We start from the raw sequence: 26,106 nt of genomic DNA on the forward strand, positions 1-26,106 counted from the left end.
TCAGTGGTACGAACTGGAAGCTTTCATTTTGGATAAAACCTATATAAAGAAGTTACAGGAACGAAATCCGGAATGTAGAGGTGCATTTTGTGGTTATGGAGTAGCAGTCAAGGATTTCAGAAATCTCAGTATTGAATTTGATAGGAACAATACTTATATTCAGAGCGAGGGAATTAATCAGGATTTTGGTGTTTATGATTGTCCAGATGAACTATTGAAGGAACATCATCAAGAAATTTCAGCTTTTAAAGCATTTGCTTATAGACATATTGGAAGACACCTCATGAATCGTAATATCAGGAAGATCAGAGAACGATAGTTTTGAACTTTTAGAATTAAAATTAAATTTGGAGGGTAATATGGCAGACAAAATACAAAATGCTTATGAAACATCAAAAAATATATATGACGATGTTCTTACTCAAAGAAATATTTTCAGTAAACTGTATATTAAGTTATTTTGGAGTGGCACTGATGATAATGATATAGCACGAAAAGTTTTAGCATATGTTCCTGATGACTTTTCAGGAAATCTTCTTGATGTTCCGGTTGGAACTGCTGTATTTACGGAAAACAAATGGAGTTCCTTGAAAAATGCACATATTACTTGCCTTGATTACAGCATAGATATGCTTGACCAAGCCAGAAAAAGACTTGGTAGTCATGCACATATCAAATGTATTCAGCGGAAAAGATACTGGCAGCGCCTCCCGTAATCATCAGGGGTAACTTTCATCTTCTCACCCCCTTTCCGTGGGGAGTGAGCAGGATGATCCTGTCCGTTGTCAGGGGCCTATGCTGGCCCTGGTCTGCTGACCGCCTCCTTTTCCATCTGATTTTTTGCCGGAAATGACAATCCGCGAAAATCGACAAAAATCGCCCGGCAGGTCGTAAACCTACCGTGCGACGATTTGAAGCGTTTTGTTGTTTTCTTACATGGTATAGTTCATACTCATAGCCGGAATATTCCCATGGCGGGGCAAGGCTTTTTTTTAGCGGTAGAAGTGGATTAGATTATAATGATAGTAAAACAGCATGGCGGCGTCCTCCCGTGGGCCGCCATGCCTTTAACTGCTGGGAATGACAGAAAGAAAGCAGCGGCCTTGATTTCTCAAAACCGCCACCAGTGAATATAAATTAAGCGTGAAAATGGGTCTGCCCAGCAGCGGTTTTTTTCTTTTCTGCCGCTGGGCAGATGTTTTTTCTTTAGATACATGATAAGAGGAATTTTTGAAGATTCCATAAAGATTTGAAAAATGGACGGACATAAAAGACGTCCATTACACTATCGGAAAATCAGCAAGGAAGTTTCATAGTAACCTTTGCGCCGCCGGTTTCTTTTGAATTTTCTAAAATAAGCTGACCATTATGTTGTTCCATAATCGAATTTGTAATATATAGACCCATACCAAAGTGTAACTTTGAATTGCGGCTTTGATCGCCCATATAGAACCGTTCCTGTGCGTGGCATAATGCCTCTTTAGAAAACCCCGTTCCCTCGTCTGTGACTGAAATTTCCACGAAACCGTTGTTACTTTGAACATCCACATAAAGCGTTCCGCCTTGCGGGGAGTAGTCCAGCCCATTACTGATAACATTCATAATAGCACGTTCTATCAGCACCCTATCAAATTTCAGCATTTGAGGGAGTGAAACAGTATTCATTTGCAGCCGGATTTCTTTTGTCCGGCATAGTGATTCCATATAACCGAACAAGTGCTGCATGAACGCTGGCAAGTCTATACTTTCAATATGGAGCTGATAACCAACCGCCGCCCGTGATATATCAATCAGGGTTTGAATATATGACTGCATCTGGCCGGAGCTTTCCACGACGTAACCAGCGTATAATCGTTGCTCATCATCAAGATTTGTTTCTGTGAGTAAATCAGCATTTCCTTGAATAACCGTCAGAGGCGTTTTCAAATCATGGGCAAGCGCGGCGATTTGCTCTTTCTGTGTCTGTTCGGTTTTCCATTGCCGTTCTAACGAAATTTTCAGATTATCTTTCATATCTGAAAAAGATGCAAGGACATCTTCAAACTCTTTGATTTTGGCGTGTCCTACTTCAAAATCAAGGTTTTGCTTTGAAACCTCCGCAGTTGCTTCAAAAAGCGGGGTCAGTTGTGTACGCAGGTTCTTAGCAAATCTGGCGGTCAGTATGATAATGACCAGCAGCGAATTTACAGCCATCAGGATAAACGCAAGCGTGTCAGGAGATGGAAAATATTCCGGTAGCCATGACACTGTAAATTGAGAACCAATATAATAGCTTAAAACGCAAAATTCGTTTTCCCGGACAACAAGTGCAAACTGCCTCCCCGTAGCATATTCAATATATTCTCCCTTTGCGTACAGCAGGGCAATTTCTTTTTCATCATCGTCCATATTGCTGTAAAGCTCATTAAAGTTCTTGTCCAGAATTAAGTAGCCGCATCCCTGTGGAATCACAACCTTTGTAATATCCGGGGCAATCGTCAGCGTTGGAATGATCTCTTTTACCTGCAATTCACTTAGATTTGCTCTTGTAGCTAATCCAGCATTTACAGCAAGTCCCTCCAAACCAGAAGGGACAATAATTGCCGCTACCAGCATGACAATGAGGGAGATAGCAAACTGGCGAAACAATATTTTCAATGTAGGTTTCTTTTTCACTCCCATTTATATCCTATCCCCCATACGGTGCTGATCGGACTTATTTTGAAATGCTCCAATTTCGCACGAATATTTTTTATATGCGTTGAGATCGTAGAGTTATCGCCTATTCCATCAAACCCGAAAACGGCTTCATAGATTTGTTCTTTTGTAAAAACCTGTCCCCGGTTTTTCACAAGGTATTCACAGATTGAATACTCGCTTTTGGTAAGGGGAACCGGCTGTTCTGAAACATACAGTACCTTTGCGGAAAGGTCAAATCTTATATCAGGCTCAAATGAAAGTGTGCTGTGATGCTCCCTTTTTTCTCTGCGTAAATGTGCCGCGACACGGGCGCGAAGCTCCTGAATACGAAAAGGTTTCGTAATATAATCATCCGCACCGATGCCCAATCCAAACAATATATCTTCCTCTAATGTCTTTGCGGTCAGAAAGAGAATCGGGCAGTCTACCATATTCCTGATCTGTTTGCAAAACTCAAACCCGTCTGTGCCAGGCATCATCACATCCAAAAGAATGAGGTCATAGAAATGCAGCTTTTTGATGTCTACATCATCCGCATTTTGACAGACTGTTATCAAATATCCATCTTTCCCCAAACTGTTCTTAATCAATTCCAAGATAGAAACTTCATCGTCAACTACAAGTAAGTGGGTCAAAAAATCACCTCCCGCCCCATTATACCACATTGTCGAGGTTACTCATCATTATTTTTAATGTCAGCTTTCCGATATTCATTGTTGATATTTACAGCTACGGCATTGCTTATATCCACATCCACAATACTGTAAACGTAGCCGAAACTGAAATCTTCCCCCGCCACATTTTTGAAGCGTTTCGATACCTGCCCGATTTCTTCTTGCAGTTCTGACATTTCAAGACATTCATCCGTTATGGTATATGTCAGGCCGTTATATGAAATTTCATCATAGTTTGCGGCGTTCAGCTCATAATACGGCAGAGATTCATTTAACGCCTTATTTTTATCGGCGGTATCGCGGAGCGCACCGCAGGCTGATAAGCATATAAGACTTACAAGCACAATTACCACGGCAAACAGGCACTTTTTATTCACTGTTTTTACCTCCCTCCCAACCATGAAACCAAACCAAACTGGCAATCAGCAGACAAACAGTGCAGCATACAGAAATAATCATACCGCTGAAAAAATCGGTTTTTACCTGTGCATACAGTTGGGGGCTATCCCATGCAAGCACAGTGTAATCCATAGCACGAACGCCCCAGGCCCAGGGAATATATTTCCATGTAGTGTCACCAAGCCCTGTTATCATAAGGGCAGCTATTAAACTCCCTGCAATTCCCAATCCCATAGATGCACCTTTTCCGAAGCTCATTCCCACAAACAAATGAATCAGGTAAATGGGAAGCATGGTAATCAACAATAGAATCCCTGCTTTCAGGTAAAGGCTTGCCGGAGCATCCCTATATAGTGCAGCGAATGTTCCTAACGCTAAAAATGTTGCGCCAAAAGCACAGATCATCAGAAAACCAAGTTTACCAATATATGTTGCCATGCGAGATGGGATTGTTCCCAACAAAAGCTGATAATGCCCGGCCTGATTTTCGATCTGAACAACCAGGCCCACAATAATGCCGATCAGAAACGGGAACGCAACGGCCAGCACTTCCAGATAGGCACTGATTTTGGTTGCCAGTTCCCATCTGGATATATGATAGTAACCCGCAAAAATCGCCGCACATATAATCGGAATCATGCTGTGCATATAGAGCAAAATGCTATGTTTACACTTCTGATATTCTGCTTTCCAGCAGCGAACCACAGATACCATAGTTACCCCACCTCCTTTTTCTCAAACCATCTTGCAGTTAAAAATGACAGCGCCGCAAACCAGGCCAGCGAAATGACCAATACAAGTATAATCATCCAAAATGCCATTGCCGTACTCTGATCTGCAACCGGCTCACCATTAGGCAAAATACCTAACACGGAAATCATAAGATGCGGCACCCAGCTATATGGGCAGATCATCCACAAAGAGGTTGTAGCCGTGAAAATCCCTAAAACGCTTCCAAGTCCGGCATTAAGAATAACCGTGACAAAGATACCAACTTTTTTTGATAACCATAAGCACAGCGGAACTTCCCATAGGCTTGCAATGACAATACAAGCTGTTCCGGCCGCAGCCTGCCAAATTCCGATTGTCAGGGGAATTTCGTTGATAACTAATATTGCAAAACCGCCCAACAGATTTAGCGCCAGGAAAATGAAATTCCCCACACAGGAGTAAATACCGGCCACTCCAATTTTTGCTTTCCAGACTTTGTTCTGCGAAACAGGCAATGAAGCAACGGCACGATATTTTAGTTTGCCATTATCCCGCTGTTCAATCAAGGCACAGGTGAGCGTAAGGAATCCAGGATAAAGCAGGATATACCACCAATTATAAGAATTGAGCTGGAACCAAAGAGGGGCAAAAAAGTTCATAAGCGCAGTTACAAACGGGGCCAGAACGATCAGCGTTTTTGTGAAAGTTCTCTTATGCTTTAGGTTCTCTGCCTGAATATATGCCATCTCCATTTAATATCCCTCCTTACCATTTCTGCAAATAACATCCATAAAGAGTTGTTCCAAATCTTCACCGGCGCGAAGCTCTCCCTCATATCCAAGGACGCCGCCAGCAATGATACCCACATGATCTGCAATCTGCTGGACTTCTGACAGAATATGGCTGGACAAAATAACTGTAATCCCTTTGCAGGGAAAAGAGCGAATTAACTCTCGAAGTTCCTCAATCCCTAAAGGGTCAAGGCCGTTAGTCGGTTCATCCAGAATCAAAAGCTGGGGACTGTTCAGCAATGCAATAGCAATACCAAGCCGCTGCTTCATACCAAGAGAAAACTGCCCGGCCCGTTTCTTGCCGGTATTCGTGAGCTGGACAATTTGCAATACCTCGTTAATTCGTGCATCGTCCAGGCCGAGCAATGTAGTTCTGACTTTGAGATTTTCGTATGCAGTCAGATTTTCGTAAAGCGGGGGCATCTCAATCAAAGCACCGATATGCTCCAGATCATTCCGCTTCCACGGGTGGCCGTCAAACTCGATGCTTCCCGATGTGGGGCGCAAAATGCCGGTGAGCATTTTTAAGATCGTGGATTTGCCAGCCCCATTCGGCCCCAGCAGACCATAAACCGAGTTGCGCCGGATGTTCAGTGACACATTGTTTACCGCCATTTGCCCCTTGAAATTTTTGCAGAGGTCAGTCGTTTTCAAAATCATATCCATATAATCAAGTCCTTTCTTTGATTTTACGGATAGCATACCGGGCAATTTTGAAGATTTCATAAAGATTCCCGAAAACAGAATATGAACAATACACCGTAACCGTGGAGCATATCGCAACAAAGCACCAACCTACGCATTTAGGGCCTTAAAAAGCCCTATATTTCAAGGCTTTTCCCGCATAGTCGGCGGGGTATGTGAGTGTTTTATCCTATCCCCGTCAATACTGGGTTCTAAATGCGTAGGAACAGGCAAAAAGAAAAGACGCCGGACGCAAGCGGCCACATGGCCGCCGCGCCCGGCGTCTGCTGTTATTTATTCGTTCTCGTCTGTGAAATAGAATTTCTGGCTGTCATAGTCAGAATCCGTCATACGTTTCAGCTTGGAAAGGGTCTGCTGGGCCAGCGTCCACATATCCCCGTCCATACCCGGCATGGCTGCGGTGATCTTGCCTATCGTCCTGCGTCGGTCTGCGTTGTGGTACATACAGATCAAATTTTCTTCTTCCACGGTAAAGTGCATCATTCCTCATACCTCCAATTCATTTTTCTTGGTTCTGGCCGCCGCCTTTTTCGGGCTGGTGGCCTGTTTGCTGTCGGCAAGCTGCTTGCGGATAGATGGCCGGGGCTTGCGAATACTCACATCACGGCGCTCATCTTTGTTAATCATGGCATATACCCCGTAGCGGACATATGAAAACAATGTTGAATCGAATGTTTTCTAAATTCCAAACTTGCAGGAACCGTATTTGGCGGAGGTGCAGATGCTGTTGGCGCAATACAGGGCAATCCGGCATTAAAAGAGGCTTATGAGATGGGAAAAAAGTTTAAGGGGATGTATATGCAGAAGTGCGGCTTGAGGGACGGATCACTGGTCCCGGTAACTGCATTGCTTGCGCAGGGATTAACGGATTCTTCTTTAAAATATCATCTTCAAAATGCAAAAAATCATGGTGTGACACAAAAAGAGATTGCGGCAGTGATCACACATGCCGCATTCTATGCAGGTTGGCCAAAAGCATGGGCTGTTTTCAATCTTGCAAAGGAAGTGTGGGAAACAGGCGAAGGAGATTTGCCATACGAAGAGGAAGGGATGCGTGCGCATGCAAAAGAGATGGTATTTCCAATCGGTGTATCAAATGATGGCTTTGCACAGTATTTTTCCGGCAGAAGTTTTCTTGCACCGATTTCTACTTCTCAGGTTGGAATTTTCAATGTGACATTCGAACCTGGATGCAGAAATAACTGGCATATCCATCATGCAAAAAGTGGAGGTGGACAGATTCTGGTATGCGTTGCCGGAAGAGGATATTATCAAGAAGAAGGCAAAGAAGCTGTAGAAATGAAGCCAGGCGACTGCATCAATATTCCGGCAGAAGTAAAACACTGGCATGGCGCCGTACCAGATGAATGGTTTAGCCATCTTGCAATAGAGGTTCCGGGCGAAAATGGTTCTAATGAATGGCTTGAACCAGTAAGTGATGAAGAATATGGGAAATTATAATAGGAAGGTGAATGAAATGTTTGATAGAAATATTGTATTGAATAATGGAGTAAAAATTCCACAGCTTGGTCTTGGAACCTGGTTTATTGATGATGATAAGGTTGCTGACGCTGTAAAAGCAGCGGTAGAGATTGGATATAGACATATTGATACTGCACAGGCATATGGTAATGAGCGTGGCGTGGGCAAAGGTTAATCAGTGCGAAGACAGATATGTAGAGGGAAATCGAGCAGCATGGAAAGCTCTTGAGGATGTAACGGACGAATTGAAAGAATAGAATCAGATGGCGTGGATACAAGCTATGAACAACATTTACAATCGGGCGGAAGAGATTGTGATTCATGAGTTGGTTCTGTAATAAAAAGTAAAATAAGCAAGACTGGATGTTATTTATACATTATGTGAATTGGAACCGGTTCGGAAACGGGCTGGTTTCTTTATCGGCAAAATTGCCGCTAAAACTTATAACAAGGTTTTGCTTAAAAATGAGCAAAAAAGGAAAAGTATGCCTTGTAAAACAGATTTTTGATTTACAAGGATAGTTTGGTATTTAATTAAAGATAAATGATGCCGAAAACGGCAAAAACATAAGGCACAAGCAAAGATAAATGTTCGATAATTTGCCGATAATGTGATATACTATATAAAAGTGTAAATTTTGATTTGAATTATAACGGAGGAGAACAGATGCGATACCTTTCAGTTACTGAAATAGCAAAAAAGTGGAATGTTTCAGAGCGCAGCGTCAGAAATTATTGTGCACAGGGACGTGTACCAGGTGCATTTCTTACCGGTAAGACTTGGAATATTCCTGAAAATGCAGAAAAACCGGAGCGCTCAAACAAAAAGAAAGAGCAGCCAGTTACTTTGCTGGATATTCTGCAGGAGCAGAAAGCAAGTAAGTATTCTGGCGGCATTTACCATAAAACACAGATTGATTTAACATACAACTCCAATCATATTGAGGGCAGCCGTCTGACCTATGATCAGACCAGATACATCTTTGAAACCAACACCATAGGCGTAGAAAACGAAGTGCTGAATGTGGATGATGTGATTGAAACAGCAAATCACTTCCGTTGCATTGATATGATTATTGATAATGCAAAAGCGGCTTTAACAGAAAAGTTTATTAAAGAACTACATTTGATTCTGAAAAATGGAACCAGTGATTCCAGAAAAGATTGGTTTGTTGTTGGTGATTACAAGAAATTGCCGAACGAAGTTGGCGGAATGGAAACAGCACTTCCAGAAGAAGTTGCCGATAAAATGAAAGCTCTGTTGACTGAGTACAACGGAAAAGAAGAAAAGACTTTTGAGGATATTTTGGATTTTCATGTGAAGTTTGAACAGATCCATCCATTCCAGGACGGTAACGGTCGTGTAGGACGTCTGATTATGTTTAAAGAATGTTTGAAATACAATATTGTGCCGTTTATTATCGAAGATAATCTGAAAATGTTCTATTATCGTGGACTGAAAGAATGGAACAATGAAAAAGGTTATCTGACAGATACCTGTCTGACCGCACAGGATAAATATAAAGCATATTTGGATTATTTTAGAATTGTTTATTAAAAGCGATTTCTATAAGTCCTTTTCAAAGTGTCATCTCACACTTTGGTTTGAGGAAAATCATTAGATGAGAGGTACAGCAATGACTGGTGAAAAATTTACATTAATGCAGTATTCGGTTCACGCAATTCTTGGACTGATTGATGCAGAAGATTTTGTTATTCCTGAAATTCAGCGTCCATTTGTATGGAAGCGCAGTCAGGTTAGAGATTTAATAGATTCTTTATATAATGGCTATCCTACTGGCTACATTATTACTTGGAAGAATCCAGATGTAAAAACTAAAGATGGCGGTAAAGCGAATGGTAAAAAAGTGCTGATAGATGGTCAGCAACGAGTAACCGCTTTAATGGCCGCTATATCTGGGAGAGAAGTTCTGGATGATGATTTTAATAAGGAACGTATTAAAATTGCATTTAATCCTTTGGCAGAAGATGAAACAAAAAGATTTGCGGTACAAGATGCTTCTCATCTGAAAGATAAAAAATGATTTCCTGCTGTTTTCGCCAAATTCTGCGTTTTTTATTTCATATCCTTTAGCTTCCATAAATGCAAGAAATTCTGAGTAAGTGGAAACGATTCGGATTGTCTGGTTGATATCTTTTCGCAGCTGCGCTTTTTTACTGGATTCAGATTTATTTGCAGCCCATTCATTGTATTTCATTCCTTTTTTACCATCTGGCATAATTGTGGACAGGTTATGTTCCTGGCATAAAGTGTCGCTGAGATTTCGTATTTTCCAGTAATTCTTTTTACAGTCATGATAATGAGAAAAAGTGATATTATCTGCAGAACAGAAAATCAAATGGTTATGTACATGGCCTTTATCAGTGTGTCTTGTCAGAACATAGGAGTATTTTCCCTCCAGTAAGCGATCCGCAAGTTCTTTTCCAATCTGATGGGCTTCCTCATTGGAAACTTCATCAGGGGAAAATGCCTGAATCAGATGAAATGCCTTATTTGTATTGTGTGGATCTCTGCAATCATGTGTATGATCCAAAGTGTATTTAAAATCAAGAGCGGCTGTTTCGGGAGAGCAGGCAAAGGAAGAAATATATAGATTCTGGTCTGTTTTATCTGGATTACAGATAAAATGTCAATGGGGCGGTCGAATGTTGTTAATTGTTCTGCACTATTGTTTTACGGTACTTATCTCTTTTTTCTTCCGGAATTTCAAGCATATCCATTGTTTGTTCGATAGTCCAGTTCGTGTTTTTCATTAACTTTTTGATGTTTTCCAGTTCTTTAATTTCCATGCCATCGTCCATTAGCATCTGTCCCAGTCTGGTCATTCGCATTACCTCCCTGATCTCATCTAAATCTGACTTATCCAAAAACTTATCTGCCAGAGCATATAGTATAGCTCTTGTTTTTTCTGCTATAAGTTCATTACTCGGTTTCGTTAGATTTATTGCTGTTTTGAACATTTCTTTACGGCTCATATTCCCAGACATCAATGGAGAAAGAGAAAGAGCAACGTAATCATTTTCGGTGAATTTTTCGTTATTGCTCTGTTTTTGTATTAGTTTTTGGAATATGTCATCTGCATTTTTATCTTTTAGATAAATTGGCTGTATCCGATAATTGTATAATCCGCAGTCCAATTCGGATTTTACGTCAGTAATCCCACCGGAATAAATGACATATGTAATAACTTTCTTACCGGTCTGGTTGGAATAAACTGCATCATATGCATGGAATCTGCGGAGATCAACCTCTTTTTTATCTGTTGTTTGAAATTCAATATGTACATAAAATCCATGTATAAAGAGTGAATTGTCAGTTCTATCAATTCTGTAGGACCTATTTCTTCATATTGAAAATTAATCCCCAGTGCTTTCAGAATTGTATCACGAAAATAATTGAAACCCATTTTTATAACGGCATCTTCATGTTTCGTATTTGTCATGAGGCACCTCTATTATTCGTCCAGTATAGTCCTCATTGGTGTTCTGAAAATGTATTCACTCGTTCTTTTGTTTTTTGTCATTTGTAAGGATGTAGACTTTTCCTCCTTCTGTATGATTATTTTAACAGAACGAGTTTGGAATTGCCAGTACTGATTGTTGTGCGAAATCAGAAATCAATTTTGAAACTACCGTTACATGTTCATTTTAGATTGGTCATCCATATAACTTTCGACAGGGTTGCAAAGATTCGCAACAGAAGAATGCCAATGGGTGCATGACGCTTGTTTCGTAGCAAAAATACCAGCGGCATATTTGCTTTTGGGAGAAACGATTATGTGGTCCCATGTTGTCAGGTATTGTGATGGATTTCCGCTATAATTTTTTAAACGATAACGATAATATTAAAAGTGCACAAATAGTGACGATAATAATGGTGAAAAATGTCAATTATTATATTGGAGATTGACAAAAAGATAAATTCGTGGTAGATTAACAATAAAGAACCGGTCCCATAATGGAGAGTGAGAATGTTGAATATAAGGGAAATAGCTAAAATAGCTGGGGTTGGAAAATCTACCGTATCAAGAGTAATCAATCAAACTGGATATGTGAGTGATGAAACTAGAAAAAAAATAGAAGCGGTAATGCAAGAGTATGAATATTCGCCATCTGCCGTAGCAAGAAATTTATCAAAACAGCAAACGAATTCCATCGGAATTATTATTCCTCAGGCTAATAATCTATTCTTTGATGAGATATTAACAGGTGTAGAGAGCATTGCTGGTGAGAATGGATATACTATTAGTTTTAGTAATACTGCTAATGATCCTAAAAAGGAAAGAGATGCTATAAAGGCGTTCATTGAACAGAGAGTTAGTGGAATGATTCTTCAGCCGACTTTTTCTTATGAGGATTCAAATTATCAGGCGCAGTTAAGAAAACTCCTTATGCGACTGCATGCACCAGTAGTTGTTGTGGATCGACCGCTATCATATCCAATATGTGACGGAGTGTTTTTTGATGGATATCTAGCATCGTATCAAGCAACAGAAGCACTCATTAAAGGTGGTAATAAGACTATTGGAATTATTACCGGTAATTTAAATATGAAATTGGCGAAAGAACGATTTGACGGATATTTGCAAGCTATGCAAGATTATAGTATTCCAGTACATGAAGAATACATTTTGATGGGTGATTTTACACTGGAAAAAGCATATGATTTGGTAAAAACATGTATTCAAGAGGACAAACTTCCAGATGCGATGTTTACAACGAATAATTTTGCGACAATTGGTTTTATGAAGGCTATTATTGAAGAGAATATACAGATAGGTAAGGATATTAGGTGTGTATCTTTTGATTATTTGGATTTTGCTGATGTTCTCGGTTTGAATTTGAGTTATGTTGGAAGGCATGAAAATATGGGGGAATTGGCATGTAGAATGCTTATAGATAGGATAGCGAGTCCTAAACTTCCAAGGAGGACAGAGATTGTACAACCACATTTGGTATTAAAAGGTTCTGAATTGAAGAAATAATAGTAGGAGTTTGACTGTGGGACCGGTTACTTATTGCTGGGAATAAGGAGGTGAACAGGAATCTTATAATAAATGTGCAGGAGGCGTAGTACAGAATCATATACAATGAAATGAGGTGATGAAAAATCTATGAAACGATGAAATTTTTTTATTTATATGTGGGACCGGTTACTTATTAATAGGATACGGAGAAAAACATATTTTTTCGGTAGGTATATTGATTTTGAAAGTTGATGTATAAAAAATGACAGAGTATTGGGAAGGTGGGAAATTAATTTATGAAGTGGAATATTAAAAGATGGTTAGCTATTGGCCTTGTATCAGCTTTGACAGTATCAATGGTGGGATGTACTAAAGAAAGCAGTAACAGTAGTAGTGAAAGCGGTACTGACACGAGCAGTAATGACGCAAGCAGTAATGACACAAGTAATAATGAAAAAGTAGAATTGACAATTTGGCAACATGAGCCTACAGAACAAAGAGTTACGGCTTGGAACACAGTCATTGACAAATTTCAAAAAGAAAACCCCAATATTATTGTCAATATGGAGGTTGTATTATGGAGTGATGCTCAAGCCAAAATGATGAGTGCGATTCAGAGTTCAACTATGCCAGATATGAATGTGGTGTCTGACACAAGTTGGTCATCAGCATATCTTGCAGGAGGTATTGTAGAGGTTGACGATATTGTAGAGACTGTTGACAACGAACAGGATTTTATTGATTCTACATTGTTAAGTTATAAAATGGATGATCATTATTGGGCAGTTCCAATTGATAGTATTTGTTATTCTCTCTTGTATAGACCAAGTGCTTTGGAGGCAGCTGGTTATACTGAACCGCCAAAAACGTGGTCTGAGTTAAAAGAGTATGCAGAAAAAATGACAGTGGATACTGATGGTGATGGCAATATTGATCAGTATGGAATCGGTATCACTTGTTCAAGAGATGCTTTAGCGACGGATACTTTTGGAGCTTTTATGGCTTCAGCAAATACAGATATTTTTGATGAAGATGGAAAGATTGTGTTTGATAATGACAATACAGTGAAAGCATTGGATTTTTATAATGAATTGTACCAATATGCACCACAAGCAGCATCTGGATGGTCATGGGGAGAAATAGAATCCAATTGGGCAGCAGGAACATTTGCAATGATGCCATATCATTCACCAAATCTTGCAGCATTTTTTGAAAATGGAGATTTTGATATTGCCACAGCACCTTTCCCTAAACCTGATGATGCTGATGAGAGTTTCAAAACAAGCTTTAATCATGCTATAACGGTTACTAAAGGGGCGAAAGATAGGGAACATTATGAAGAATGCAAGAAATTTATAGAGTTTCTTGAAAGACCTGAGATTAGCTGGATTCTTACTGTTTGTCAGGAACCGGGATTTTATCTTCCGACTACAAAGGCAGGAGCCGATTTAATTGAGTCAGGATATTTCGATGAGGAGAATTTTCCACTTAAAGAAAACTTTGATGCAAAAGAAGGATCTAAGAGTAGATCCATTGTGGATAATTTCTTAAAAGTAGCAATGGAATCTTCGAAGGAAGCTTATGCACTAGGTAATAAATATGGGGCCGTTAATATGAATATGGCAGAAATTTATAATTCGTATATCATATCAGATATGATTCAAAAGGTTCTTCTAAATCAAGAGAATGTAGAGGAAGCAGTAAAATGGGCAAGTGATAAAATGGAGACAATAGATTAACAATAGGTAGTGAAACAGGTATTCTCAAAATACGTTATTTGGGAATGCCTGTGAGAAGAAAGGAACTAAGAAGAAAGGGACAGGAAATTGGAACAAAAGAATCAAAAAATAGGTTATTTATTTTTGGCTCCTTTAACAATTATAGTAGCAGTTTTTTTACTATACCCATTTGTAAAGGGATTTATATTATCATTTTTTGAAACCAAATATGGTTTTGGAAGTATGAGTTTTTCCGGATTGAAGAATTTTATTTCAATTGTAAAGGAAGAAAAATTTGGCGTTGCAATTAAGAATTCGATGATTTGGGTTGTTTTTGGATTGATTTTAAATACTGTTTTTCCAATGGGCATTGCAATATTGATTAATCGAGATTTTGTGGGAAAAAAAGTATGTATGGGCGCTATGCTTATTTCGTGGATGACTCCAGTAGTGGGTTTTTCAATGATGTGGAAATGGTTGTTAGAACCTCAGTTAGGTATAGTCAATAAGATTTTGAAAAATGTGGGACTTATTGAAAACAGTATTAACTTTTTAGGGGACAGTAGATGGGCTTTAGGGATTTGCATATTTCTAAATTTTCTGCAATTCTTTCCATTTGGAGTGCTCTTGATGTCTTCGGCACTTAGTGTTATTCCGAAAGAACTATATGAAGCGATGAGAATTGATGGTGCATCTCCCAAAAAAATCTTGTCTAACCTGATTTTACCAATTGCAGGTCCAATGATTAGTTTCATGACTTTTTTGGGAATCGTGTGGACTTTTAGTAATTATTCATTAATATATATTCTTACCAAAGGGGGGCCAAATTATTCTACATATACAGTTCCAATCCTTATATATGAAAAGGCATTTTCAGAATTTCAGGTCGGACAGTCGATGGCGTTGGCAAGTATGGTAGGGACACTTCTCATTGCATTAGGAATCCTGTTTGGTAAAAGCTTTTTCAAAAAAGTGGAAGTCTAAAAGGAGGAGTTATGAAAAGAAAAAGTTGTAGGGTGCAGCCATTTCACAAGAAGAGTCATACGATATTATTTTATGCAAGTATGTTTTTGTTTACGTTGATACTTATTTTACCATTTATTTACGTTGTTGATGCCTCTTTCCAGAATGAGTGGGCTATAAAAATAGGAGCCGTAAAAGTGTTTCCTGCAGCTGTGACTTTGCAAAATTATAAAGATCTATTATTGGAATCAGTAGGCGTAACAGCTTTTCGGGAGAACCTTTTTAATAGCATAAAAATCAGTTTTGGGGTTACAACACTTTCCGTCGTTATAGGCGTATTGGGGGCATATGGATTATCAAGGTATGAATTTAAAGGCAAAGAAAAAATTGCAAAATTGATGCTTTTTATGTATGTATTTCCTACGATTCTGGCAATATATCCAATCTATGATGTATTGGCTAGCATGCATTTAATTGATACGCATTTTGGGGTAATACTTGTACATACAGCGTTGGTTGCACCATTTTGCACATGGTTGATGAGATCTTTTTTTGATGCAATTCCAAGGGAAATAGAAGAAGCAGCCAGAGTAGACGGCGCAAATAAATTTCAGATTATTGTTAAAATCATTATTCCACTAGCGGCACCAGGAATTTTGGCGGCAGGCATGTACGCATTCATTTATTCATGGGGTGAATATATGTTTTCATCAATTCTAATTACTAGCGGATCCAAAAAAACGATTCCGTTGGCACTTCAGGCATATATGTCACATACAGATCAGAAGTGGGGAAGGCTATTAGCTGGTTGTTCATTAAATTTTGTGCCACTTTTGATACTATTTGTGCCGTTGATGAAATCATTTTTAAAAGGCTTCATGGAAGGTGGAGTAAAACAATAACAGCAGTCAGAAAGGATGAGAAAAAGATGAGAAAATTAAAAGTTGGTGTAATTGGCTGTGGTCAAGTTGCACAGATTGTTTGGCTACCATATATTCACGAACTTGACGAGTATGATATTGTGGCAATTTCAGATATTTCACTAAAACTGTTGGATTATTATGGAAATCTTTATGGAGTAAAAAAGTGTTATAGAGATTGGCATGAATTAATAAATGACAAAGAGGTTGAAGCAGTAATTGTGTTGAACAGTAATCATACTGAAGTGTGTATAGAAGCGGCAAAAGCTGGAAAGCACATTTTGGTAGAAAAACCATTATGTGAGAATATAAGACAAGCTGAAGAAATTGAAAAAGCTGTAACCGAAAATAATGTGCTGCTCATGGTTGGGGAGATGAAACGATATGATTCAGGATATAAATACGCACGAAATTTAATACAAAATATGAAAGGGTTGCGTATGATTCGGTCAAGAGATGTATGTGATGGCCTTGCTGCTTCGCAACCAGAAATATATGAATCCAGGAGAAGGACAGACGTAGAACAGAGCGTGAAGGAAAAAATTAATCAGAATTTCAATCAAGGCCTGAAAGAGGTTACGGGAGAATTATCGGAGAATCTATATTTTAGATTATTGCTTGCAGGAGTACATGACATTGATATTTTGAGGGCTGCGTTTGGAGAACCAGAAAAAGTAAGCTATTCGGATATTTGGGATGATGGAAATATGTTGATGGCAGAATTGGATTATGGTAATCATGTAAAAGCAATTTTTGAAGTAGGTTACACTAACCAAAAATGGTTTGACGAGGAGTTGACAGCATATGGGTTAGATCAGACAATTACAGTGAAGTTTCCGCATCCATATATTAGAAATTGTCCGACAATTATTAAGATTATTGAGAATAAAGATGGAAGAATTGAAGAAAGAGAAGTTTCAGTAGCTTTCGACGAAGCATTTCGCAATGAACTTCTTCATTTCTATCAATGCGTGATTGAAAATAAACAACCAGAAACGAATATTGAAGAAGGAAAAAAAGATATTCGGCTATTGAATGATATTTTTCAATGTTATGCAAGGAGGATAAACAAATGTTAGTTATTGATTCACATGCACATCCACCCAGAAAAGGAGTTCCTGGAATTGACAATAGACCAAGAACAATTCCAAAAAGTTTAGAGCAGATAGATAAAATATTTATAGAAGATGTAAATGAAATTATAGAAGATATGGATAGACATCAAGTCGATGCAAAAGTAATGATTGCAATGCCGCCAGATATAGAAAAAGACTTCCACTATGGAGAATATATCCCAGAATATGGTATTACAACTATGACATCACATGAGTGGATCAGCAGAGCAATTGCACTTTATCCCAATCGATTTTTGGCTTGTGCATGCTTAAATCCACTTGAAGAGAATTCCAGGGAAGAATTAGAAGATTTAGTTGTAAATAAAGGATTTAGAGAGGTCAAAATACATCAGGCACACTACAGATTTGAGGTGAATGACAAACGAGTTTATCCATTTTATGAAAAATGCATTGAGCTGGATATTCCGGTAGCATTTCATACGGGTTTTTCTCCGGTACAGTTAATTGATAGATACATTCCGGCAATGCCTCATAATATTGATGAACTGGCATATGATTTTCCAAATTTAAAAATCAACATGTGCCATGGTGGAGGTAACTGGTATCAGGATGGAATTATGATTGCTCTGCGTAATGCAAATATTATGATAGACATCGCAGGAATCACCGATTTATGTGAGAAAATGGTTTACCCAAGAGTTGATGCAAAAGATCTCATACGAAGGTTTGTGGAAATATTGGGAGCAGACAGAATTTTATTTGGAACGGATAATATGGATGATGAGATAAATTATAAATTCATGCAGGAAATTGGATTGGCGGATGCTGATTTGGAAAAAATCATGGGATTGAATGTAAAGAGGTACCTGAGATTGTGGGAATAATATATTTTTTTGATGATTGGAAAATATTAAGAAGGACAAGAATGAATCGTAAAATGGGAACGCCTGTACTGTGTAAAGAATCTATTTTAGAAGATGTAAAAACAGAAGGCGTATGGAATTATCCAACCGTTTGGAAAGACATAACTACAGGAAAATGGGTAGCAATATACGGAGGATGTGCACCATTTTCTTACGATGAAAGAGCTGGATTCTGCATAAAAACAGTAGAACTTTATAGGGCGACTAGTGAGGATGGTATACATTGGAAAAGTGATTGCGAGAATCCTGTGTTTTCAAGGGAAATAGATTTAGGAATGGATGAATCAGGTTTATCAAGAATTGATGGCGGTCCAGTGTTTTATGATGAAAAAGAAAGAAACGAACATAAGAGGTTGAAGCTATTATACCGTTTTTTTGATACCAATGGAGTTCCAGAGGAACGAATAGCTTATTCATCGAATGGAAAGACGTGGAAAACAGAAAAACTAGCATGTGGAAATGAAAAATTGTTTCATTCTCCATCCTCTATTTTTTACAACGAAAAAGAAGGAAAGTATTATATTTCCAATTGGTTTCATGTGCATGACAGACGCATTGTATTTTATGGAACTCGTGATTTTAAATCAGTTGAAGAGCCTTTGCTTATCTTACAGGCAGATGGAGAAGATGAGTGTACAGCAGAAACATATGCTTTAATAGTAATACCCTATGAAGATATGTATATAGGTTTGTTATGGATGTTTCATGGAGATGCTGGCGAGACAAAATTGAATCGTCTTATGGGATATATGGATTGTCAGCTGGTATACAGCTATAATGGAAAAATATTTCAAAGGATATGCCATCGTCCATTTATTGCTCGCAGTAGGCAAGGAGAGCATGGTGGTGGAAGCGTGTTTCCAACATCTGTAGTTGAAGACAAAAACCATATATATATATATGGTAGTGGATCCAAAGGTGAGATGTTTCGATATCAGGAAGAAAAAGATGCTGCGCTATTGAGATATAGTCTCAGAAAAGATGGATTTGCGTATTTAGCTACGGAAAGTACAGGAGACATTTGTACTAAGGCACTTAGATTTTATGGAGAGAAGCTTTATTTAAATGTTTGCGCACCGTATGGAGTCATCAAAGTACGAATACTGAATGAAGATGGGAAAGAAATGGAGGGAATGTCTTATGAAGAGTGTACATATAAGTGTATTGATTTGATAGAGTGGACACCAGTATGGATAAGTAATAAGACAGTTAACAGCTTGAAAGGACAGGTTGTTTTTCTGGAAATTGAAATTACGAATGGAGAATTGTATGCAATACGTGGAGACTTTGATGTATTAGGGGCAAACTATATTAAATTGGAGTGATTGCATATCATGATAAAAATAGCGGTAAACGCTGGTGAGAATGACGGAATATCAATTGTAGATAGGAAGAAGGACATTGAGAAATTCATCGGCGATGAAATTGTAGTAGAAGAACCCCCGATTAGCCTTTTCCATGAAAATCTATTGAAAGGAATTCAAACAAAAAAGGCTGCTTATGATGTGTGTGCATATGCACCTTTATGGGCACAGGATATTGCACAGGAAAAACATCTTTTTGATTTAAATCAGTATGTTATGAATAAAGATCTGACATGGAAAGAGACAAAAGAAGGATTGGAGGGCGATTTTTTTAAAGCATACATCAATTATTGTGGCTGGCATGATATGAACAGAAAAATACCGGGAAGAGGACAAGGTGAAAAACTGATAGCGCTTCCCGGAACACATACAGGTGCGACTTTTTTGGTATATAGAAAAGATATATTTGAAAAATATGGTTTAAAAGAACCGTCAGATTGGGAAGAGTTTCAAAAAATTGCACTAGAGTATGCGGATATTAAGAACGGCTTATATGGAACTGCAATTGCTGGAAAACGTAAAGGCCTTTTCCCGGTACTTGACTGGTACACAAGAGTGGTATCCACAGGAGGCAGACAGTTTAGCGGATCGATTGTTGATCATAATCTGACATCAACTGCTTATAGTGAAGAAGGCGTTAGAGCATATGAACAAATCTGTTTATTGCTTTCCTGCATGCCGAAGATAACCAGGAGTTTTACTGTTCACGATGTGGCAGAAAAAATGTGTAACGGAGAACTGCTTATGCAACTGAATGTATCTTCTTTTGTTTTTCCGCAAATTTATTATCGTAAGTCTAATAAGGTGTGTCCGGAACAGTTGGGGATTTGTCAAGTTCCTGGGTTGGGAAAATATAAAGGAGTAGCATATGGTGGGGGATGGTCTTGGGCAATTCTTAATGATGTCAGAGAAAAAGAAACTTCATGGAAAATTATACAATATCTTTCCTCGAAAGAATTTGATCAATTTCGTTGTATGAAATATGGAGTAACTCCGGTCAGAAAATCCACAGCGAGGAATCCAAAAGTACAAAAAATGCAACCATGGGTACAATATATAGAACCCATCATAGAAAAAGCCGTAGAACCAGAATACTTTTACATACCGGAAGCTTTTAGCATTGCAGCAATAATTACAGATAAGCTTTTGAATGGGATTTTTCGTGGAGAAAAAGCAAAATGGGTTCTGAAAGAAATAGATGAAGATGTTAATCGTGTATTAAGAAATGGTGGTTGGCAATGAGAGGGGGTGGAAAATTGTGAAGCAATGGGATGTTTTAACCGTAGGTGAAACAATGGTAGTTTTTATTCCAGAACAAAAACAGTTGCTGCGTTATGTGGATAGATTTAAAAAAGGAATAGCTGGAGCGGAAAGCAATGTTGCTATTGGTGTATCCAAATTAGGTCATACAAGTTGTTGGATAAGTAAGTTGGGCTGTGATGAACTGGGAGAATATGTTCTTCGAGAGATTCGGGGAGAAGGAGTTTATGTATCGGAAGTAATAAGGGATGAGAATGCTTCGACTGGACTCATGATTAAACAGTTTAGTGAAGCAAATGAAACAAGCGTTTTTTATTATAGAAGGAATTCAGCAGCGAGTACGCTGAACAAGGATAATATTAGCGAAGAGATGATTCAAAACTCAAAAATAATACATATAACCGGAGTTACATCAGCTTTAAGCGGTAGTTGTGCAGAGATGAATTTGACACTGGCAAAAAAAGCAAAAAAGAACGGAGTGCTGGTAAGCTTCGACCCAAATATACGATTAAGATTATGGAGTAAAAATGAAGCTGCAGAGACGTTACGGCCCTTGTTGGATATGTGCGACATTGTTGAAATCGGTTTGGATGAAGCAAAAGTATTATTAGATACAGATAATATTAATGAGGTCGTTCGAATTCTTCGTGAAAAAAAAATACACAAGATTGCTGTGAAGCTTGGAAGCAAAGGAGCAATTGTGGCAGATGAGAGTTCTATGTATGAGATTCCACCATATTCTGTGAAGGTCATTGATAATATTGGAGCAGGAGATGCGTTTGCTGCAGGATTTTTGTGTGGCATATTGGAAGAAAGGGATCTTTTTACATGCGGTAAGATGGGTGCAATGATGGGAGCACAGGCTGTAGGAACACTAGGGGATATAGAAGGATTACCGGATCGGAAAAGATTGGAATTGCTTTTAAACGGTAATAAGGAAAATTACAGGTAGAAACTACATATGTAGTTCTTATAAAACTATTATAATTAAGGAGGATTTTAACTATGGCAATTGAATGGACAAAGGAGCAGATGAAGTATTTTATTAGCGAGTATAAAAAATTGAATACTCCCCTTGTATGGGATGCATTGTTTGTTCAGTATGGATATCGTAATCAGATTCTTAGAAGAGAAGTAAAACCTATTTTAAGAGATATGAAGCTGGCTGGACCTGCTGTCACCATTAAAGGAACTACGAATGTTACTCCTTTTGAGGAAGAATTTGATCATAAAGGGCCTGGTCCGCTGGGAGGAATGTGGATTCGCGTTGGACAGGCTTTGAGTGAGGATTGTGTTGTAATCATTGACCCTGGATATACTGAAGTGGCTGTACTGGGAGACATATTTGGGCAGACATGGCATCATATGGGAATGCAGGGGCTTGTATGCGATGGCCCAATTCGTGACTCTTTTGGATTTCTTGAAGATGATATTCCTACATTTTGTACTGATACAATGTGCATTTGCGCAGAGGGACACTGGAGAATGACAGACAGCAATGTTCCTCTTTGGTTACATGGCCAATTGGGAGAAGTATTGGTTAATCCAGGTGATTTTATTTTTGCAGATGCAGATGGAGTACTTGTGATTCCGAATGATATGATTGAGAAAGTCTTAATTAATGCAAAAGAAAGAGCTGCCAATGAAATTAAAACGAAAGCAGATATAAAAGCCGGAAAAACTCCTGAAGAGATGTGGTATGAAGATGGTCATAGTGGAGTTCTTGATGAGGATAAATAAATGCCCGATGATGTAAAAAAAAGCATATTGAGCGATAAAATAATTGCAATTATTAGAAATGTACGGTCTGAACAGATTGAACAAGTTGCAGAAGCACTACTAAAAGGAAATATCAGATGCTTGGAACTGGCTCTTTCAGGTGGAGCGAATTATGACGAGAAAGATGTTCTGAATTCAATTGAAAGAATTAGAAAAAAATATGATGGTCAAATATATGTGGGAGCAGGTACAATTTTGACTGTAGAACAGATGAAATCGGCGTATAACTCGGGAGCACAGTACATGATATCGCCCAATGTAAATCCTGACGTCATTGCTCAGACAAAACAGTGTGGTTGTATCTCTATCCCTGGGGCGTATTCGCCAACAGAAATCATAAATGCCTATGAATATGGAGCGGATTTAGTGAAAGTATTTCCAGTTGGAAAAGCAGGGGCGTCTTACATAAAAAATCTTTCTGTACCGTTGGGAAAGATTCCATTAATAGCGGTAGGAGGGGTAACGCTTCAAAATGTACAGGAATTTTTACATGCAGGTGCTGTAGCTGTTGGAGTAGGGGGAAATCTCGTTGATATTCAACTTATTCAGCAGAAGAGATATTCGGAGTTGGCAGTGAAAGCAAAAGAGTTTCATCGTCAGATTTCCTGGAAAGTTGATAAATAACCATAAAAACTATCGGCTGTAAAGACTCATTCGATAGATTGAATTTGAGTAGATAGATATCAGAAAATTTTATGGACGGTGTGAAATTTTTTCTGTAAATTTAAATCTTCTATGATAATTGATGCGGCTTAACGGCAGATTTCTGTGGTTAAGCCGTTGTTTATTTAATAGCAAATTTAAATTGGTATGTCAAGAGCGCCCAGAGAAATCTGGGCGTATATTTACTCTTGACCGTCCAACTTTTATTGTTATATTAGCCGATCCGGGTACATGATTTCCAGTTCACCACGTACTTTGTCCTAATTCCGGATTGGCATTGTCCATTTTTGCTATCTCAAAAGTTCCTAAGTATAGTGCCTTCATCAGTGCCTGTGAGCTTGGGAATACGCTTCTCTGCTTGTTCAATCTACGATAGCACGAATTCAGTGATTCAATGGCATTTGTGGTATAAAACGCAGTACGTACCTCTTTGGAAAATTTGAAAATTGGGGAGATTGCATCCCAGTTATCATTCCATCGATTCATAGCACTTGGATATTGTCCTGACCATTTTCTGGTTACTGCCTCCAGCTGTTTTCTGGCAGATTCCTCGTTTGCAGCTGTGTAGATCGTTTTTAAGTCTTTGGCAAAAGTTTTCATATCCTTGTTTGCAACATATTTAAGGGTATTTCTCACCATATGAACAATGCAGCGCTGTTGTTCCGTTTTGGGAAATGCAGCAGAGATTGCATCTTTGATTCCGGTCAGTCCATCAGAACAAAGAATAAGAATGTCCTGAACGCCCCTGTTTTTCAAACTATTCAGCACTGACAGCCAATACTTGCTGCTTTCATTTTCACCTACAACAATGCTTAATACTTCCTTCATTCCATCTTCATTAATTCCAAGGACAACATCGGCCAGTTTTCTGATCACGCCGTCATCACGCACAGAAAAATGTACAGCATCTATGAAAACGATTGGATATACCGATGATAATGGACGATTTTGCCATTCTTCGATTCTTGGAAGGAGCTTGTCTGTGATATCAGATACCATTCCCTCACTTACTTCAAAACCATAAATATCCTCTATCATTTCTGAAATCTGTCGTGTGGTCATTCCTTTCGCATACAGAGCAATAATCTTATCATCAATCGAAGAGATATCTTTCTGGCGTTTTGGAAGTACCTGTGGTTCAAATGAACTTTGGCGATCTTGTGGCACATCAACTTGAAATTCCCCATATTTACTACGGACGGTCTTAGATTTTGTGCCATTGCGGTAGTTAGGCTCACCAGATCTTTCATAACGGTCATAGCCGAGATGATCATCCATTTCTTTTTCAAGCATATCTTGGAGTGTTCCAGATAACAGGTCTTTTAATGCCTCCTGAATGTCATCAGCAGACTGAATATCATACTCTTGAAACAATCCCTGAATGAGATTTCTCTTTCCTTCTGTCATTGGTTTTGGTTTGTAAACTTCTTTTTTTCTGTTTGCCATTATAAAAGGCCTCCTATGATTTTTATATTTTATCATAGAAGACCTTAATGTTGTTTGTTTTACAGAGATTTTTTCACAGGCTCTTGAGTTCGGGGAAAGGCAGTACTGAACTGGCCTAAATTCTGCATTTGTTCTTTCAGATTAGATTGAAAACGGTCAGCACGTTGCTGGCCGAATTCTTCTTCAATATAATCTGCAATGTCTGTGACATCGTAAATTGCTTCCCAGGTTAAAATAATTTTATATTCTTGCATTTCTTCGTGCATCCCTTAATTCTGTGATTTTGCGAAAAGCATCTTCCAGTGGCAATTCACGACCAGCTTCCATATCATCAATTCCCCGGTCTAACATGCGGAGAAGATGATTGTTTTCCTGGTTTTTATCGGTTGTAGGGACTTTTTTTGTTAATTTCATGAAATCACTCCAATCATACGGTTTATAAATAGTGTATGTTGTTCAGAAGTATCTATCCATAGTTTAGCATAGAATGGGCAGCAATACAATTGAATTATTTTGCAGGAGCGTCCGTCAGACCAAGAAGATATTCGCAGGAAACATTAAATACTTCGGCCAGTGCGACAACTTTGTAGTCGGGAACGAAACGGTTCAGGAGGAACATTTAAAGCGCGTACCAGTTTTCTGATTTTATGAAAACTGGGAACTCGGCCCCCATTTTCAATTTCCTTTAAATATCGGCTGGACATTTCTGCTTTTTCAGCTAATTCCTCATAAGTCAATTTTTGCTCGTGTCGGGCGTTCTTAAAAAACAATTCCAGTTCTTTATCTGTTTGTTTTGGCATATGATACACCTCCATGTTTAGTGTATAGTTCCCTTTCTTGAAAGAAAATGAACTAATATTTCACTAAAAAAGAGGGTGATATTTCACTTTTTAAAAGACATATAAAATTCTAAATTTCCGTAAAACAGATCCGAAGTATTGGAAAGATTAAGAATTATATTGTCTGGTATCATATCCGTCATTACGTGACGGATTGATTGCTGAAGCACTGCAGACACTTACTGAAAAGAAAAGGAATGTTGTGTTATTATCATATTTTATGGATATGAGTGATGCAGACATTGCCAGAGAAATGAATCTTGTACGCAGCACAATTAATGAGCATCGTAGATGATCACTGGAACTGATGAGAAAAAATATGGAGGAATCTGCAAATGTAAAAAACAGAAATGCGCATTTGATTTGCTGCCATTCCATGTTATTGAGGCAGCATCAACTGGTGATACTGAGGCAATCCAGGCAGTGTTGAAGCATTATGAAGGGTACATAACAGTTTTAGCTACCAGAAAAATGTTTGACGAATTTGGACAGGTGCATTACTGTGTAGATGAAACTCTGCGTCAACGCTTGGAAACAAAACTGATTACTAAGACCTTGGGATTTGATACGAAATCATATGTAAGGAAAAGTAATCAGTAAAGGGAGTATTTAATATAGATTCCTTTTTCCCTTCAGGAATTTTTGTACCTTGCTACGAAAATAAAAATCGCAGCCAAGACTTGAACCTTGACAACAAATGTTTTCAACAATTATGAAAGCATCACT

Annotated in this window: 31 protein-coding genes and 4 pseudogenes; 20 read left to right on the forward strand and 15 right to left on the reverse strand. The window is 38.5% G+C overall.

From position 1 onward, the window contains the following. Positions 1 to 319: pseudogene (locus I2D69_RS17485) on the forward strand (transglutaminase); the annotation flags it as partial. A 40-nt stretch (positions 320 to 359) separates the two neighbouring features. Beyond that, positions 360 to 716, forward strand: coding sequence for a hypothetical protein (locus I2D69_RS17490; RefSeq protein WP_204453886.1), 357 nt, complete (start codon positions 360 to 362; stop codon positions 714 to 716). A 580-nt stretch (positions 717 to 1,296) separates the two neighbouring features. Here the strand turns inward: I2D69_RS17490 and I2D69_RS17495 are convergent. The 8 genes from I2D69_RS17495 to I2D69_RS17530 form a co-directional block, all read right to left on the reverse strand. Beyond that, positions 1,297 to 2,661, reverse strand: a complete 1,365-nt coding sequence (locus tag I2D69_RS17495; RefSeq protein WP_173719224.1) for a HAMP domain-containing sensor histidine kinase — start codon at positions 2,659 to 2,661, stop codon at positions 1,297 to 1,299. Further along, entirely contained in the window at positions 2,652 to 3,314 is a 663-nt protein-coding gene (locus I2D69_RS17500) for a response regulator transcription factor (protein ID WP_173772846.1), read from the reverse strand. The genes I2D69_RS17495 and I2D69_RS17500 overlap by 10 nt, the downstream gene beginning before the upstream one ends. Before the next feature lie 38 nt (positions 3,315 to 3,352). Next, positions 3,353 to 3,730 carry a NisI/SpaI family lantibiotic immunity lipoprotein gene (locus tag I2D69_RS17505; RefSeq protein WP_025580194.1) on the reverse strand — a complete coding sequence of 126 codons (378 nt, stop codon included), beginning with the start codon at positions 3,728 to 3,730 and terminating at the stop codon, positions 3,353 to 3,355. Next, a complete protein-coding gene (locus tag I2D69_RS17510) occupies positions 3,723 to 4,466 on the reverse strand; it encodes a lantibiotic immunity ABC transporter MutG family permease subunit (protein ID WP_195380313.1) in 744 nt (247 codons plus the stop codon). Before I2D69_RS17510 ends, I2D69_RS17505 begins: the two co-directional genes overlap by 8 nt. A gap of 2 nt (positions 4,467 to 4,468) precedes the next feature. Continuing rightward, positions 4,469 to 5,215, reverse strand: a complete 747-nt coding sequence (locus I2D69_RS17515) for a lantibiotic immunity ABC transporter MutE/EpiE family permease subunit (RefSeq protein ID WP_008705323.1) — start codon at positions 5,213 to 5,215, stop codon at positions 4,469 to 4,471. Beyond that, a complete protein-coding gene (locus I2D69_RS17520; protein WP_195380321.1) occupies positions 5,216 to 5,920 on the reverse strand; it encodes a lantibiotic protection ABC transporter ATP-binding protein in 705 nt (234 codons plus the stop codon). A gap of 312 nt (positions 5,921 to 6,232) precedes the next feature. Continuing rightward, a complete protein-coding gene (locus I2D69_RS17525; protein ID WP_173680961.1) occupies positions 6,233 to 6,439 on the reverse strand; it encodes a transposon-transfer assisting family protein in 207 nt (68 codons plus the stop codon). A gap of 6 nt (positions 6,440 to 6,445) precedes the next feature. After that, on the reverse strand, positions 6,446 to 6,586 hold the full coding sequence (locus tag I2D69_RS17530; protein WP_021651320.1) for a hypothetical protein: 141 nt from the start codon (positions 6,584 to 6,586) through the stop codon (positions 6,446 to 6,448). A gap of 144 nt (positions 6,587 to 6,730) precedes the next feature. Here I2D69_RS17530 and I2D69_RS17535 point away from each other — a divergent pair, with 144 nt between their 5' ends. The 5 genes and pseudogenes from I2D69_RS17535 (at position 6,731) to I2D69_RS17555 (ending at position 9,486) form a co-directional block, all read left to right on the forward strand. Continuing rightward, positions 6,731 to 7,420, forward strand: a complete 690-nt coding sequence (locus tag I2D69_RS17535) for a carboxymuconolactone decarboxylase family protein (protein WP_243243850.1) — start codon at positions 6,731 to 6,733, stop codon at positions 7,418 to 7,420. A 16-nt stretch (positions 7,421 to 7,436) separates the two neighbouring features. Next, complete coding sequence (locus tag I2D69_RS17540) at positions 7,437 to 7,616, forward strand: aldo/keto reductase (protein ID WP_330386277.1); 180 nt, start codon at positions 7,437 to 7,439, stop codon at positions 7,614 to 7,616. Positions 7,617 to 7,668: 52 nt separating this feature from the next. Further along, positions 7,669 to 7,779 (forward strand): annotated as a pseudogene (locus I2D69_RS20305) (TnpV protein); the annotation flags it as partial. Between the two features lie 329 nt (positions 7,780 to 8,108). Continuing rightward, entirely contained in the window at positions 8,109 to 8,999 is an 891-nt protein-coding gene (locus I2D69_RS17550; RefSeq protein WP_173716268.1) for a Fic family protein, read from the forward strand. Positions 9,000 to 9,063: 64 nt separating this feature from the next. Then, the gene (locus I2D69_RS17555; protein ID WP_243243717.1) at positions 9,064 to 9,486 is read left to right on the forward strand and encodes a DUF262 domain-containing protein; all 423 of its coding nucleotides are present in this window, start codon (positions 9,064 to 9,066) and stop codon (positions 9,484 to 9,486) included. 81 nt (positions 9,487 to 9,567) lie between these two features. Here I2D69_RS17555 and I2D69_RS20310 read toward each other — a convergent pair. The 3 genes and pseudogenes from I2D69_RS20310 to I2D69_RS20320 form a co-directional block, all read right to left on the reverse strand. Further along, positions 9,568 to 9,996: pseudogene (locus tag I2D69_RS20310) on the reverse strand (relaxase/mobilization nuclease domain-containing protein); the annotation flags it as partial. Positions 9,997 to 10,114: 118 nt separating this feature from the next. After that, positions 10,115 to 10,600 carry a hypothetical protein gene (locus tag I2D69_RS20315; RefSeq protein ID WP_243243851.1) on the reverse strand — a complete coding sequence of 162 codons (486 nt, stop codon included), beginning with the start codon at positions 10,598 to 10,600 and terminating at the stop codon, positions 10,115 to 10,117. Between the two features lie 8 nt (positions 10,601 to 10,608). Then, the gene (locus I2D69_RS20320; protein ID WP_237926061.1) at positions 10,609 to 10,905 is read right to left on the reverse strand and encodes a hypothetical protein; all 297 of its coding nucleotides are present in this window, start codon (positions 10,903 to 10,905) and stop codon (positions 10,609 to 10,611) included. A gap of 528 nt (positions 10,906 to 11,433) precedes the next feature. Here I2D69_RS20320 and I2D69_RS17565 point away from each other — a divergent pair. From I2D69_RS17565 to I2D69_RS17615, 11 genes are all read left to right on the forward strand, one after another. Continuing rightward, complete coding sequence (locus I2D69_RS17565) at positions 11,434 to 12,447, forward strand: LacI family DNA-binding transcriptional regulator (RefSeq protein WP_195380314.1); 1,014 nt, start codon at positions 11,434 to 11,436, stop codon at positions 12,445 to 12,447. Positions 12,448 to 12,725: 278 nt separating this feature from the next. Beyond that, the gene (locus I2D69_RS17570) at positions 12,726 to 14,168 is read left to right on the forward strand and encodes an extracellular solute-binding protein (RefSeq protein WP_195380315.1); all 1,443 of its coding nucleotides are present in this window, start codon (positions 12,726 to 12,728) and stop codon (positions 14,166 to 14,168) included. 87 nt (positions 14,169 to 14,255) lie between these two features. Next, entirely contained in the window at positions 14,256 to 15,131 is an 876-nt protein-coding gene (locus I2D69_RS17575; RefSeq protein ID WP_195380316.1) for a sugar ABC transporter permease, read from the forward strand. 11 nt (positions 15,132 to 15,142) lie between these two features. Then, a complete protein-coding gene (locus I2D69_RS17580; protein WP_173719217.1) occupies positions 15,143 to 16,012 on the forward strand; it encodes a carbohydrate ABC transporter permease in 870 nt (289 codons plus the stop codon). A 26-nt stretch (positions 16,013 to 16,038) separates the two neighbouring features. Beyond that, positions 16,039 to 17,109 (forward strand): Gfo/Idh/MocA family oxidoreductase, encoded by a 1,071-nt coding sequence (locus I2D69_RS17585; protein WP_173719216.1) that lies wholly within the window; start codon positions 16,039 to 16,041, stop codon positions 17,107 to 17,109. After that, positions 17,103 to 17,990, forward strand: a complete 888-nt coding sequence (locus I2D69_RS17590; protein WP_195380317.1) for an amidohydrolase family protein — start codon at positions 17,103 to 17,105, stop codon at positions 17,988 to 17,990. Before I2D69_RS17585 ends, I2D69_RS17590 begins: the two co-directional genes overlap by 7 nt. Continuing rightward, positions 17,981 to 19,354, forward strand: a complete 1,374-nt coding sequence (locus I2D69_RS17595; protein WP_195380318.1) for a hypothetical protein — start codon at positions 17,981 to 17,983, stop codon at positions 19,352 to 19,354. Before I2D69_RS17590 ends, I2D69_RS17595 begins: the two co-directional genes overlap by 10 nt. A 9-nt stretch (positions 19,355 to 19,363) precedes the next feature. Then, on the forward strand, positions 19,364 to 20,635 hold the full coding sequence (locus tag I2D69_RS17600) for an extracellular solute-binding protein (protein WP_173719213.1): 1,272 nt from the start codon (positions 19,364 to 19,366) through the stop codon (positions 20,633 to 20,635). A gap of 16 nt (positions 20,636 to 20,651) precedes the next feature. Beyond that, entirely contained in the window at positions 20,652 to 21,605 is a 954-nt protein-coding gene (locus I2D69_RS17605; protein ID WP_207741825.1) for a sugar kinase, read from the forward strand. A gap of 53 nt (positions 21,606 to 21,658) precedes the next feature. After that, entirely contained in the window at positions 21,659 to 22,393 is a 735-nt protein-coding gene (locus tag I2D69_RS17610) for an RraA family protein (protein WP_173719211.1), read from the forward strand. After that, positions 22,394 to 23,056, forward strand: coding sequence for a bifunctional 4-hydroxy-2-oxoglutarate aldolase/2-dehydro-3-deoxy-phosphogluconate aldolase (locus tag I2D69_RS17615; RefSeq protein WP_173719210.1), 663 nt, complete (start codon positions 22,394 to 22,396; stop codon positions 23,054 to 23,056). Positions 23,057 to 23,355: 299 nt separating this feature from the next. Here the strand turns inward: I2D69_RS17615 and I2D69_RS17620 are convergent. From I2D69_RS17620 to I2D69_RS17635, 4 genes and pseudogenes are all read right to left on the reverse strand, one after another. Next, positions 23,356 to 24,502, reverse strand: a pseudogene (locus I2D69_RS17620) (IS256 family transposase). Between the two features lie 98 nt (positions 24,503 to 24,600). Beyond that, positions 24,601 to 24,795, reverse strand: a complete 195-nt coding sequence (locus I2D69_RS17625) for a type II toxin-antitoxin system RelE/ParE family toxin (protein ID WP_243243852.1) — start codon at positions 24,793 to 24,795, stop codon at positions 24,601 to 24,603. Further along, positions 24,782 to 24,955: a hypothetical protein gene (locus I2D69_RS17630; RefSeq protein ID WP_195380320.1), complete on the reverse strand. Its 174-nt coding sequence runs from the start codon at positions 24,953 to 24,955 to the stop codon at positions 24,782 to 24,784. The genes I2D69_RS17625 and I2D69_RS17630 overlap by 14 nt, the downstream gene beginning before the upstream one ends. A 143-nt stretch (positions 24,956 to 25,098) precedes the next feature. After that, a complete protein-coding gene (locus I2D69_RS17635; RefSeq protein ID WP_243243853.1) occupies positions 25,099 to 25,341 on the reverse strand; it encodes a helix-turn-helix transcriptional regulator in 243 nt (80 codons plus the stop codon). Between the two features lie 193 nt (positions 25,342 to 25,534). Here I2D69_RS17635 and I2D69_RS17640 point away from each other — a divergent pair, with 193 nt between their 5' ends. Both I2D69_RS17640 and I2D69_RS17645 read left to right on the forward strand, forming a co-directional pair. Then, the gene (locus I2D69_RS17640) at positions 25,535 to 25,675 is read left to right on the forward strand and encodes a sigma factor-like helix-turn-helix DNA-binding protein (RefSeq protein WP_347708401.1); all 141 of its coding nucleotides are present in this window, start codon (positions 25,535 to 25,537) and stop codon (positions 25,673 to 25,675) included. Beyond that, entirely contained in the window at positions 25,672 to 25,980 is a 309-nt protein-coding gene (locus I2D69_RS17645; RefSeq protein WP_243243854.1) for a helix-turn-helix domain-containing protein, read from the forward strand. The genes I2D69_RS17640 and I2D69_RS17645 overlap by 4 nt, the downstream gene beginning before the upstream one ends. Positions 25,981 to 26,106: the final 126 nt, after the last annotated feature.

Source organism: Ruminococcus sp. D54t1_190329_F1 (assembly GCF_015551645.1).
Taxonomy (GTDB): Bacteria; Bacillota; Clostridia; order Lachnospirales; family Lachnospiraceae; genus Blautia_A; species Blautia_A faecis.